Source organism: Bacillus sp. FJAT-22090 (assembly GCF_007676755.1).
GTDB lineage: Bacteria > Bacillota > Bacilli > Bacillales_A > Planococcaceae > Psychrobacillus.
On record NZ_VEBK01000049.1, the window covers coordinates 1 to 243 of the forward strand.

Consider the following 243-nt stretch of genomic DNA (forward strand, 5'->3'; position numbering starts at 1 on the left):
TAATGGTGCTACGAATAAGAATGAAAATTCTAATGGTTCAGTAATACCAGTTAAGAATGATGTTAAAGCTGCTGATAACATCAAACCTCCAACTACCTTTTTATTCTCAGGTTTAGCTGTTTGATAAATTGCTAATGCTGCTGCTGGTAATCCAAACATCATAACAGGAAATTCACCTTGCATGAATTTACCTGAAGTTAAATGAACACCTTCACGTATTTGCTCAATAAAAATACGTTGATC

The 243-nt window shown here is 33.7% G+C and carries 1 protein-coding gene; it reads right to left on the minus strand.

All coding sequences use genetic code 11. The features are described 5' to 3' along the window. On the minus strand, positions 1 to 243 hold a 243-nt coding region (locus tag FS486_RS19875), incomplete at both ends, for a PTS transporter subunit EIIC (RefSeq protein ID WP_186321536.1).